Source organism: Xenorhabdus koppenhoeferi, assembly GCF_900116635.1.
GTDB lineage: Bacteria > Pseudomonadota > Gammaproteobacteria > Enterobacterales > Enterobacteriaceae > Xenorhabdus > Xenorhabdus koppenhoeferi.
In genome coordinates this window covers 1-11664 of record NZ_FPBJ01000025.1, presented here as the reverse complement: position 1 = coordinate 11664, position 11664 = coordinate 1, and the positions used below count along the sequence as shown (strand labels likewise).

General features: G+C 42.6%; 8 protein-coding genes. All 8 read left to right on the top strand.

Annotation, left to right across the window (positions count from 1 at the left end):
• Positions 1-448: 448 nt before the first annotated feature.
• Entirely contained in the window at positions 449-1537 is a 1089-nt protein-coding gene (serC, locus tag BM329_RS09410) for a 3-phosphoserine/phosphohydroxythreonine transaminase (protein WP_092552156.1), read from the top strand.
• Positions 1538-1658: 121 nt separating this feature from the next.
• Positions 1659-2945 carry a 3-phosphoshikimate 1-carboxyvinyltransferase gene (gene aroA / locus BM329_RS09405; RefSeq protein WP_177216242.1) on the top strand — a complete coding sequence of 429 codons (1287 nt, stop codon included), beginning with the start codon at positions 1659-1661 and terminating at the stop codon, positions 2943-2945.
• A 207-nt stretch (positions 2946-3152) separates the two neighbouring features.
• Entirely contained in the window at positions 3153-3839 is a 687-nt protein-coding gene (cmk, locus tag BM329_RS09400) for a (d)CMP kinase (RefSeq protein WP_092552150.1), read from the top strand.
• A 194-nt stretch (positions 3840-4033) separates the two neighbouring features.
• Positions 4034-5707, top strand: coding sequence for a 30S ribosomal protein S1 (rpsA, locus tag BM329_RS09395; RefSeq protein WP_092552147.1), 1674 nt, complete (start codon positions 4034-4036; stop codon positions 5705-5707).
• Positions 5708-5781: 74 nt separating this feature from the next.
• The gene (gene ihfB, locus BM329_RS09390; RefSeq protein WP_092552144.1) at positions 5782-6072 is read left to right on the top strand and encodes an integration host factor subunit beta; all 291 of its coding nucleotides are present in this window, start codon (positions 5782-5784) and stop codon (positions 6070-6072) included.
• Positions 6073-6277: 205 nt separating this feature from the next.
• Complete coding sequence (locus BM329_RS09385) at positions 6278-8623, top strand: ComEC family protein (RefSeq protein WP_092552141.1); 2346 nt, start codon at positions 6278-6280, stop codon at positions 8621-8623.
• A gap of 34 nt (positions 8624-8657) precedes the next feature.
• Entirely contained in the window at positions 8658-10406 is a 1749-nt protein-coding gene (gene msbA, locus BM329_RS09380) for a lipid A ABC transporter ATP-binding protein/permease MsbA (protein WP_092552225.1), read from the top strand.
• Positions 10403-11380 carry a tetraacyldisaccharide 4'-kinase gene (gene lpxK, locus BM329_RS09375; protein WP_092552138.1) on the top strand — a complete coding sequence of 326 codons (978 nt, stop codon included), beginning with the start codon at positions 10403-10405 and terminating at the stop codon, positions 11378-11380. The genes msbA and lpxK overlap by 4 nt, the downstream gene beginning before the upstream one ends.
• Positions 11381-11664 lie beyond the last annotated feature (284 nt).

The following is an 11664-nucleotide window of genomic DNA, read 5'->3' as shown; positions in this document are numbered from 1 at the left end:
GCTAGTTAAAATTATCTTTATTGATATTATGAGTGACTGAGGTTTTTCTTTTATTATGTTAATGATTAATAAATAATTTTATATAACTTATATTCCTAATTTAATGTGATGTGTAGATTTTGTATCATGTATAATAAGTGAGGTTTTATTAATCTGAAATGGTTATTTTTTATTGGTTTTTTAATATTTAACTATACCCAATGGATTTCAAGATGCAGTACGACGGCAAGGGAATGAACCCCAAGAGCATAGCTAACTATGTGACTGGGGTGAGTGAGCGCAGCCAACAAAGCTGCAACTTGAAAGACGACGGATATATAAGTAATGCTACTTAACAGCAAGCAAGTGATAGTTGATAACAATCTTTTAATAACCATTGCAGCGGCAGGGCGGGAGTGATAAAACCAATGTATCCGGTTTTATTGTATCCATTGATAGGGTGAAATTAATGAATCAAGTATATAATTTCAGCGCTGGTCCAGCAATGTTGCCAGCAGAGGTATTGCGTCGCGCAGAACAAGAGCTTTGCAATTGGCATAATCTGGGAACATCGGTGATGGAAATTAGCCACCGTAGCAAAGAGTTTATTGCAGTGGCATCTGAAGCAGAAAAAGATCTACGAGATTTGTTAGCGATACCTGGGAATTACAAGGTGTTGTTTTGTCACGGTGGAGCTCGTGGGCAATTTTCGGCGTTACCTCTGAACTTGCTGGGTAACAAACCGACAGCAGATTATATTGTTAGTGGTTATTGGTCTGAGTGTGCAGCGAAAGAAGCAGAAAAATATTGCACTCCAAACGTTATAGATATCAGGACTGAGTCGGATGGCATTAACAGTGTAAAACCGATGAGTGAATGGGTCTTGAGCAGTGATGCTGCTTATGTCCATTATTGTCCTAATGAAACCATTGAAGGTACAGCTATTTTTGAAGAACCTAATTTTGGCGATAATAAAATTGTGATTGCCGATTACTCTTCAACGATTCTTTCCTCGCCAATTGATGTGAGCCGTTACGGCGTTATTTATGCTGGAGCCCAAAAAAATATTGGGCCTGCGGGAATTACAGTTGTTATTATTCGCGAAGATCTGCTGGGCCAGGCCCACAAACATACTCCATCTATTCTGGATTACACTGTGCAGGCTAAAGCGGATTCTATGTATAACACGCCACCGACATTTGCATGGTATCTCTCTGGTATGGTATTTAAATGGCTGAAAGAGCAAGGCGGATTACAAGAAATCAGCAAACGCAATCTTGCGAAAGCAGAATTTCTCTACCGTGCCATTGATAGAAGTCATTTGTATATCAACCGCATTACTCCTCAGAATCGCTCTATAATGAATATCCCATTCCAATTATCCAACCCTGAGCTGGATAGCAAGTTTTTGGAGGAGGCCTATTCCAATGGGCTGCATGCTTTGAAAGGGCATAAAGTTGCAGGTGGTGCCCGGGCTTCCATTTATAATGCTATGCCATATGAAGGTGTAAAAACATTGGTTGAATTTATGGCTGATTTTGAACGTCACAATGGATGATAAAGTTTTTGATTTAATCTAAAAATTCAAATTAAAGATAATATTACCCGGTAAATTTCTGAGCCATGGCCGGAAAGATGAAGGGTAGAACGTATTAAAAACCGGAGACTCCTCTCTAATTATGCAATTCCTGACGTTACAACCTATTTCTCTTATTAATGGAACAATTAATTTACCCGGCTCTAAAAGTGTTTCCAATCGTGCCTTGTTACTCGCTGCTTTTGCCAAAGGAACAACTCGGCTGACCAATTTATTGGACAGTGATGATATTCGTTACATGCTCAATGCCTTGACTGCATTGGATATTTCTTATCGTCTCTCTGCCGATCGCACTGCTTGTGAAGTAGATGGTATGGGAGGGTATATCACAGGGAAAAGTGGACTGGAATTGTTTCTGGGTAATGCAGGTACGGCAATGCGACCATTGGCGGCAGCGTTGTGTTTGGGAGATAACAACGTGGTGTTGACAGGGGAACCACGGATGAAAGAGCGCCCAATTGGTCACTTAGTGGATGCATTACGTCAAGGTGGCGCGAAAATTGACTATCTCGAGCAGGAAAATTATCCGCCATTGCGTATTCAGAGCGGTTTTTCTGGAGGAAGAGTGGCAGTTGATGGCAGTGTTTCCAGCCAATTTTTGACAGCTTTGCTGATGATGGCACCACTGGCAGTGAACAATACGGAAATTCATATCCAAGGAGATCTGGTTTCTAAACCATATATTGATATGACGCTGGCACTGATGAAAAGTTTCGGTGTAACGGTAGAAAATCACCAATATCAGATTTTTTACATTAAAGGACAGCAGCAATACTTATCGCCTGGGCAGTATTTGGTAGAAGGCGACGCTTCATCGGCATCTTATTTTCTGGCAGCAGCAGCGATTAAAGGCGGAACAGTCCGTGTCACAGGCATTGGCAAGAATAGTCTGCAAGGGGATACTAAGTTTGCCAATGTATTGGAACAGATGGGAGCAACGATCCGCTGGGGTGACGATTTCGTCGAATGTGAACGCGGTACATTGACAGGTATAGATATGGACATGAATGCTATTCCTGATGCGGCAATGACCATTGCAACAACTGCGTTGTTTGCACAAGGTGAAACTGTTATCCGCAATATTTATAATTGGCGGGTGAAGGAAACGGATCGGCTCAACGCGATGGCAACTGAATTGCGTAAAGTAGGGGCAGAAGTGGAAGAAGGCCACGATTATATTCGTGTCATACCGCCAGAAAAGCTCAACCATGCTGAAATTGAAACTTATAACGACCATCGAGTAGCGATGTGTTTCTCGTTGGTGGCGCTGTCAAATATTCCTGTCACAATTCTTGACCCAGGCTGTACGACAAAAACATTTCCAGATTATTTCAATCAGCTTGAAAAACTCAGCCAATATACACAATAACCAGAAATAAATGGGTTTTTACAGGATTATTCATGATGAAAAAATATCCCACCACGAAAATTTGGGATAATTATGTCGCGCCTGTTTCGCTCATTTGCTGAGTGCGTATAATAAGACAGATTTTCATTGCTTATTAATTAAGCAACTACCTGCATTCGGTAGATGACCTGTTGGTTATGCGAATGTTATGCGAGAAGGAGGATAATGATGGCGGCAATAGCCCCAGTAATAACCGTTGATGGGCCAAGTGGTGCTGGCAAAGGAACACTATGTCAGGCATTAGCTGAAGCGTTAAATTGGCAATTACTTGATTCAGGTGCCATTTATCGTGTGTTGGCACTGGCTGCCATCCACCATCAGGTGGATATCCAGTCTGAAGATGCTTTGGTTCCTCTGGCTGCAAATCTGGATGTTCGTTTTGTGCCTGCAAATGGTGAACTCCGGGTGATTTTGGAAGGTGAAAACGTCAGTAATGAAATACGGACTGAAACTGTCGGAAATACGGCTTCACAGGCAGCAACATTTCCACGTGTCCGTGAAGCGCTCCTGCGCCGGCAGCGGGCTTTCCGCATTGCACCAGGTCTGATTGCGGATGGTCGTGACATGGGAACAGTCGTGTTTCCTGATGCCCCAGTAAAAATTTTTCTTGATGCGAGCGCGGAAGAACGTGCTCGTAGACGCATGCTACAGTTGCAGGAAAAAGGTTTTAGTGTTAACTTCGAACGTCTTTTGTCCGAAATACAAGAACGTGACTTCCGTGATCGAAATCGGGTAGCTGCGCCATTAGTGCCTGCACAAGATGCATTAATCTTAGATTCGACTAGCATGTCTATCGAAGACATGATTGATAAGGCACTGAATCATGCGAAAAACGCGTTGGAAATACCAGCATAATTGTTAATTTTCGCAAATGCGCTATTGCAGTAGCATATAAAGAAGATGTATATAGAATTCTGGTGTGTGGGTAGTGAAATATGCTGGCACACCAAAACACCTTGTAACAGGGATAAAGTTGCGGGGTATGTAAAACAACCCCATTTGGCTGGATGCTCAATGGACGTTAATTAAAAACCTTGAAGATCATTAACATGACAGAATCTTTTGCTCAACTCTTTGAAGAATCCCTACAGGTTATCGAAACTCGTCCAGGTGCAATCGTACGTGGTGTTGTAGTTGCTATCGATAAAGACGTTGTACTGGTTGACGCAGGTCTGAAATCAGAATCTGCAATTCCTGTAGAACAATTCAAAAATGCTCAAGGCGAGCTGGAAATCCAGGTCGGTGATGAAGTTGACGTAGCCTTGGATGCGGTAGAAGATGGTTTCGGTGAAACTATCCTGTCCCGTGAGAAAGCAAAACGTCACGAAGCATGGTTGATGCTGGAAAAAGCATACGAAGAAGCTGAAACTGTCACTGGTGTTATCAATGGCAAAGTAAAAGGCGGCTTTACTGTAGAATTGAACGGTATCCGTGCGTTCCTGCCAGGTTCACTGGTTGACGTTCGTCCTGTTCGTGACACTGCTCACCTTGAAGGCAAAGAGCTTGAGTTCAAAGTCATCAAGCTGGATCAGAAACGCAACAACGTAGTTGTTTCTCGTCGTGCTGTTATCGAATCAGAAAACAGTGCTGAGCGTGATCAGCTGCTGGAAAATCTGCAAGAAGGCATGGAAGTTAAAGGTATCGTTAAGAACCTGACTGACTACGGTGCATTTGTTGATCTGGGCGGCGTTGATGGCCTGCTGCACATTACTGATATGGCTTGGAAACGTGTTAAACACCCAAGCGAAATCGTCAATGTGGGCGATGAAATCACAGTTAAGGTACTGAAATTCGATCGTGAGCGTACCCGTGTATCTCTGGGTCTGAAACAACTAGGTGAAGATCCGTGGGTAGCTATTGCTAAGCGTTATCCAGAAAGTACTAAACTGACTGGTCGCGTAACCAACCTGACTGACTACGGCTGCTTCGTTGAAATCGAAGAAGGCGTTGAAGGTCTGGTACACGTTTCAGAAATGGACTGGACCAACAAAAACATCCACCCATCCAAAGTTGTTAATGTTGGTGACGTTGTGGAAGTTATGGTTCTGGATATCGACGAAGAACGTCGTCGTATCTCCTTGGGCCTGAAGCAGTGTAAATCCAACCCTTGGCAGCAATTTGCTGAGACTCATAACAAAAACGACCGTGTTGAAGGTAAAATCAAGTCTATCACTGACTTCGGTATCTTCATTGGTCTGGACGGCGGCATTGATGGTCTGGTTCACCTGTCTGACATCTCCTGGAACGTTGCAGGGGAAGAAGCAGTTCGTGAATATAAGAAAGGCGACGAAATCGCTGCTGTAGTTCTGCAAGTAGATGCAGAACGTGAGCGTATCTCTCTGGGTATCAAGCAACTGGCAGAAGATCCATTCAACAATTACCTGTCTGTAAACAAAAAAGGTGCAATTGTTAATGGTAAAGTGACTGCTGTTGACGCAAAAGGTGCTACAGTTGAATTAGCTGACGGCGTTGAAGGTTACCTGCGTGTATCGGAAGCTTCTCGTGACCGCGTTGAAGATGCAACTCGAGTTCTGAACGTTGGCGATGAAGTTGAAGCTAAATATGTTGGCGTTGATCGCAAAAACCGCGTAATCAACCTGTCTGTTCGTGCGAAAGACGAAGCTGATGAAAAAGACGCTATCGCTTCCGTGAACAAGCAAGAAGATTCAAACTTCGCTAACAACGTAATGGCTGAAGCTTTCAAAGCAGCTAAAGGCGAATAATCTAAGTCAATAACGGCGGGTAATATTATCTGAAACGGCAATATTACCCGAATACGGTAGTTTAGGGAGGTACTATGACCAAGTCTGAATTAATTGAAAGACTTGCAGAGCAACAATCTCACATGCCGGCTAAAGCCGTTGAAGATTCAGTGAAAGAAATGCTTGATCATATGGCAGAAACATTAGCCGCAGGTGAACGTATTGAAGTTCGCGGATTCGGCAGTTTTTCTCTTCACTACCGCGCTCCGCGTGTGGGTCGTAACCCAAAAACAGGTGATAAAGTGGAATTGGACGGTAAGTACGTTCCTCATTTTAAACCAGGTAAAGAGTTGCGTGACCGCGTGAATATCTATAGCGATAGCTAAAGATAAGTTATTACTTAATTAAACTAACGGCACCTTAGGGTGCCGTTTTTTGTGATGATAACTGTAATTCTATGAATCGTTTCTTTTTCGTTATAGTTGATTTGCGAAGCGATTCCATAATGGCATTTATCTGACTGGCAGCTTGTTCCTATTATGAAATAATCTCCTCTGCGTGAATGGAATATTAGCACAGAGGCATGAATGGATGCAGTCTATAATCTCTTACCATTTTATTTATTTCTTCTCTATCTGGCGAAAATCACCCCCTGTTATCAGTTTAAATTTGGTGGCGTTAGTCGTTGTTTCGGGAATCTCTCCTTTATTATTCCTTGTAGAGCTTCCTCAACAAAACGTTATTCAATATCTGATTTTTCTTGCATTTTTCTTGTTATTTTTTCCTTATAAATTTGTCCGAATAATATCAATAGGATTATGGGCATTTATTTTCGGAAACTGGCATGGTAACCAGATATTGGAGCAAATAACGTATTTCAGTGAAACTCCCCGTACAGCAACCGTCATGGTTGATAGTGTATCGTTAGGCACTAAAACAGAGGAGAATAGACAGAAGATATATTACCGTATTCGATTAATTGAAAGTAATGGTAGATATATTTTCCCCTCTTTATATGCGTCGGTGTCATGGAATTCTCAAAAAGAACTGTGTGCAGGTCAGAAATGGCAAGTGACAATGAAACTAAGGCCAGTGCATGCTCAATTAAATCATGGTAGCTATGATAGCCAGCGATATGCGTTATCCATACGCCAGCCATTGAATGGCAAAATTATTAAGGCAAAATTACTCGATGGGAGTTGTAGTTTCCGGCAAGATTTCATTGATAAATTGGCTCCTGAAATTCAGTCGCTAAAATATGCGGGCATTGCATTAGCACTCTCTTTCGGTGAAAGGGCGTGGTTGGATAAATCAACTCGCTTACTGTTACAGCAGACCGGTATCGCACATTTAATGGCGATTTCAGGGCTGCATATTGCAATGGCGAGCTTATTTGGCTGGATTCTTGCGAGAGCGGCACAATTTTTCTTTCCAGCAAGATGGGTTGGGTTTCGTTTTCCAATAATAATGGGATGGTTGACTGCGATATTATATGGATGGTTATCTGGTTGGGGGATTCCCTCGGTTCGGGCAATATTGGGGTTAACATTATGGATTTATCTGCGGTGTAAAAGTAGATTTTGTTTTTCATGGCAATGGGCTTTATGGAGTGCTGCCCTCATTTTACTTTTCGACCCCTTGGCGATACTTTCTGACAGTTTTTGGCTTTCATTTACGGCGGTTATGGCGCTGTTATTTTGGTTTCACTGGATGCCCTTGCCAGAGAAAATCCGTCATGGATGGAAATGGGTCTTATTGCGTGGATTGCACATGCAACTAGGAATGATGTTAATGTTGTTGCCGTTGCAGCTTTTGTTATTTCAGGGAATTAATATTGCCTCATTAGTCGCGAATCTATGGGCTGTTCCGATAATTTCTTTTTTATCAGTACCATTAGTTATGTTAGGTTTGTCTTGTATTTTAATCCCGATTATCCAGCCAGTTTTATGGTTACTTGTTGATTACAGTATTTCGCTTGCTTTGGTTCCTTTACCTATTCTAGCGCGCCCATGGTTTGAAACTGGTCATTATCCTGTGGTTATGACGCTTGCAGGGTGGAGTTTTGTCGTGATTTGGCGTTTGGGTTGGTGGAAGTCTTATAGGTGGCTACTGGGTGCCTCAATCGGCATTATTGCCTGTTACTCGAAACCTACCAGTAAATATCAATGGCGTTTTTCAATGTTGGATGTTGGACATGGGTTGGCTATAGTGATTGACAAAGGAGGAAAGGCGATCATTTTCGATACAGGAAATCGTTGGGAAACGGGTAGTATGGCTGAAAAAGTCATTGTACCTTATTTACGATGGCATCGGTTAACACCAGAACAGATAATTCTGAGTCATGATCATTTGGATCATACGGGAGGTCTGGATTATCTGAATGGAAGATATGCTGATATCCAAATTCGAAGCCCTTTTATGAATCAAAACCATTTGCCTTGTGTTCGTGGTGAACAATGGATATGGCAGGGATTGAATTTCAAAGTCCTCTGGCCGCCACAAAAGGCAGCCACTGTCGGTAATAACCAATCTTGCGTGCTTCGCATTGATGATGGTAAGCAGAGTCTATTACTGACGGGGGATTTGGAGAAACAAGGGGAATATCGCTTGTTGGAACTTGAAAAGAACTCACTGAGTACAACAGTATTACAAGTTCCTCACCATGGGAGTAATACCTCTTCTACAGCCGTGTTTATACGTAACGCTATGCCTCAATATGCTTTGACTTCGGTTGCTCGCTATAGCCCATGGAAATTACCTTCAATAAAAGTGAAACAACGTTATAAAAATTCCGGAGTTCAATGGAGTAGCACCGCAGTTTCCGGTCAGATAACGGGGTATTTTTATCGTGATCAGATTAAATTGGAAGGTTATCGACAACAAATAGTGTCACGGTGGTATCATCAGTGGTTTGGTATTCGCGGTGATCATGAGTAAAATGAGCCGCTATTTCTTTTGGTTTGGTAATTCAATAATGAATGATAAAGATCTTTCTACCTGGCAGACCTTTCGCCGATTATGGCCGAACATCAAACCCTTTAAGGTCGGTCTGTTAGTCGCGGCGGTTGCGTTAATTATCAATGCTGCCGGTGATACATTAATGCTTTCCTTGTTGAAACCTTTGCTGGATGAGGGTTTTGGCAAGGCAGACATTAGTGTATTAAAGTGGATGCCACTGGCTGTGATCGGATTGATGTTGTTACGTGGCATATCTGGTTTTGTATCAAGTTATTGTATTTCTTGGGTATCAGGCAAAGTAGTCATGCAGATGCGCCGTCGTCTGTTCAACCATATGATGGGGATGCCAGTATCCTTTTTTGACCAGCAATCAACGGGAACTTTACTTTCTCGCATTACATATGATTCCGAACAGGTTGCTTCTTCTTCCTCTGGTGCATTAGTGACAGTTGTTAGGGAAGGGGCATCAATTATTGGCCTGTTTATACTGATGTTCTATTACAGCTGGGAGCTTTCCCTTATTTTGATTGTCATTGCGCCGCTCGTTGCAGGGGTTATTCGCCTTGTTTCCGTGCGCTTTCGCAACATCAGTAAAAATATGCAAAACAGTATGGGACTGGTGACTACCAGCGCAGAACAGATGCTGAAAGGGCATAAAGAAGTTTTAATTTTTGGTGGTCAACAAGTTGAAACTGAACGTTTTAATAAAGTCAGTAACCACATGCGTCAACAGGGCATGAAAATGGTTTCTGCTGATTCTATTTCAGATCCGATTATTCAGATTATTGCCTCCTTTGCTCTGGCATTTATTCTATATGCAGCCAGTTTCCCTGAAATTATGGGCGCTTTGACCGCAGGGAAAATCACCGTTGTATTTTCATCCATGATTGCTCTGATGCGCCCATTGAAATCATTGACTAACGTTAATGCGCAATTCCAGCGTGGTATGGCTGCTTGTCAGACTTTGTTTTCCATTTTGGATATGGAACAAGAGAAAGACGACGGGAAATTGGAAATTAAAAAGGCAAAAGGCAATATTGAATTCCGTAATACTACTTTCTGCTATCCAACTAAAGACCATCCTGCATTAAAAAAGATTTCGATGACAATTTCGGCAGGGAAAACTGTTGCCTTAGTTGGGCGCTCTGGTTCAGGCAAATCGACTATTGCGAACCTTCTTACCCGTTTTTATGACGTGAATGAAGGTGGAATTATACTGGATGGTCATGATTTACGAGAATATACGTTGGCTTCACTACGTAATCAAATAGCCTTGGTATCGCAGAATGTGCATTTGTTCAATGATACGGTTGCCAACAATATTGCCTATGCCAGCGAAGGGCAGTTCAGTCGTGAAGAGATTGAACGCGCAGCGGAGATGGCTTACGCAATGGACTTTATCAAAAAACTTGATAACGGTCTCGATACGATGATTGGTGAAAATGGCGTCTTGCTTTCCGGCGGACAACGTCAGCGTATCGCCATTGCCCGTGCTTTATTACGTGATTCGCCAATTTTGATCTTGGATGAAGCAACTTCGGCATTGGATACAGAATCTGAGCGTGCTATCCAAGCAGCATTGGATGAATTGCAGAAAAACAGAACATCATTGGTTATTGCTCATCGCCTTTCTACCATCGAAAATGCTGATGAAATTATTGTCATTGAAGATGGCAATATTATCGAAAGAGGTAACCATGCTGTTTTGTTGGAACATGAAGGTGCATATGCACAATTATATCGGATGCAGTTTGGCCAATGATTAAACGCATATGGTCAGGTTGCTCATGGCTTTACATTGCCCTCTTGCCATTATCAGCTTTTTATGGGCTGATAAGCGGTTTGTTTCGCTTAAGTTATAAATTGGGATTGAGCCGCTCTTGGAAAGCCTCAGTACCGGTTGTTGTGGTCGGTAACTTGACGGCAGGGGGAAATGGCAAAACACCTGTTGTTATCTGGTTGGTTGAACAATTGCAGCTTAAAGGTTATCGAGTAGGTGTTGTTTCGCGTGGTTATGGCGGGAAATCTGAACGCTACCCGTTACTAGTTACAGACGAAGTAACAACAATACAAGCGGGAGATGAGCCGGTCTTAATTCGTCGGCGCACCGGGGTTCCTGTTGCAGTTGCACCGAAACGAACGGAGGCGGTTAAGGCATTGCTGGCACATGCCCCGGTTGATATCGTGATTACGGATGATGGTCTTCAACATTATGCCTTACAGCGTGATTATGAAATTGTAGTGATTGATGGGATCCGTCGTTTTGGCAATGGCTGTTGGTTACCCGCAGGCCCAATGCGTGAACTGGCTGGGCGCTTAAATACAGTCAATGCTATTATTGTCAATGGCGGGATACCGCAAACAGGTGAATTACCTATGGCTCTGAAAGGAGAATTAGCGGTTAATTTACTGACAGGTGAAACGCGAAAAGTCTGCGATATTCCAAATGGTATTGCAATGGCGGGGATTGGTCATCCACCGCGTTTTTTTGCGACATTACAGCAATTGGGAGCCGACTTACAGAAAACCCATGCTTTTGCTGATCACCAATCTTATGAAAAATCACAATTATTGGCTTTGGCAGGGAATAATCAGAACTTGCTGATGACAGAAAAAGATGCAGTTAAATGTTTCCAATTTGCCCAGCCCAATTGGTGGTATTTACCTGTATATGCTTATTTGCCGGAGAAAGAAGGGCAAAAAATATTGAATGAGATTTGCTCTTTGCTTCCTTAGCTGAACATATGTACTTCCTGTAAATTTCAAGTTGTGTCTTTATTGACTGAATATCTGGAAGTTCAGGGTTATAAATAATACTGAAATATTGTCGCAATACGGCAACCAGTATAAACAAAACAACAAGAGTTAACGGTGAGACATTGCTTGTGGTATTCTGAGCCGCATTGAATTTGAAGTCCGTCTCTTGGGGAATGAGATGAACGCATCCCAACTATTTGCTCCGGAGCAGGACTGATGAAGGGAGAGGTGTGGAGTCTCTCAGATTTCCGGCATCATAGTGC

Coding starts and splice junctions, on each gene's coding strand:
- serC (WP_092552156.1), top strand. CDS start 449: ATGAATCAAGTATATAATTTCAGCGCTGGTCCAGCAATGTTGCCAGCA.
- aroA (WP_177216242.1), top strand. CDS start 1,659: ATGCAATTCCTGACGTTACAACCTATTTCTCTTATTAATGGAACAATT.
- cmk (WP_092552150.1), top strand. CDS start 3,153: ATGGCGGCAATAGCCCCAGTAATAACCGTTGATGGGCCAAGTGGTGCT.
- rpsA (WP_092552147.1), top strand. CDS start 4,034: ATGACAGAATCTTTTGCTCAACTCTTTGAAGAATCCCTACAGGTTATC.
- ihfB (WP_092552144.1), top strand. CDS start 5,782: ATGACCAAGTCTGAATTAATTGAAAGACTTGCAGAGCAACAATCTCAC.
- BM329_RS09385 (WP_092552141.1), top strand. CDS start 6,278: ATGCAGTCTATAATCTCTTACCATTTTATTTATTTCTTCTCTATCTGG.
- lpxK (WP_092552138.1), top strand. CDS start 10,403: ATGATTAAACGCATATGGTCAGGTTGCTCATGGCTTTACATTGCCCTC.